This window comes from Parafrankia sp. Ea1.12, assembly GCF_900465275.1.
In the GTDB taxonomy this organism is placed as follows: domain Bacteria; phylum Actinomycetota; class Actinomycetes; order Frankiales; family Frankiaceae; genus Parafrankia; species Parafrankia soli.
On sequence record NZ_UBIZ01000196.1, the window covers coordinates 1 to 356 of the forward strand.

Annotated in this window: 1 pseudogene; it reads right to left on the reverse strand. The window is 68.3% G+C overall.

Annotated features, from left to right (window positions below):
* A pseudogene (locus FMEAI12_RS39755) lies at positions 1-356 on the reverse strand (transposase); the annotation flags it as partial.

The window sequence follows — 356 nt, forward strand, 5'->3', positions numbered from 1 at the left end:
TCCGGTCGCCGAGGTCCATGAGGAGGTTGCGGATCTGCCGGGTGGTCCATCGTCCGTCGGGGTTGGCGGTGACCCCGAGGATGTGCACGGTCCGGGAGCCGACCTCCAGGACGAAGAAGCAGTACAGACGCCGCAGCGTCACGGCGCAGTCGGCGTGGAAGAAGTCCACGGCCAGCATGGTCGATGCCTGCGTACGCAGGAACTGTCGCCACATCGTGTCGGTCTGGCGTTTCGGTGCCGGGGCAGCCCGAGGGACGTCAGGACTCGGCGGATCGTGGAGGCGCTGGCCCGGGGGCCGAGTGTGAGGAGCTCGCCCTGGATCCGCTGGTAGCCCCATGTCGTGTTCTCGGTCGCCA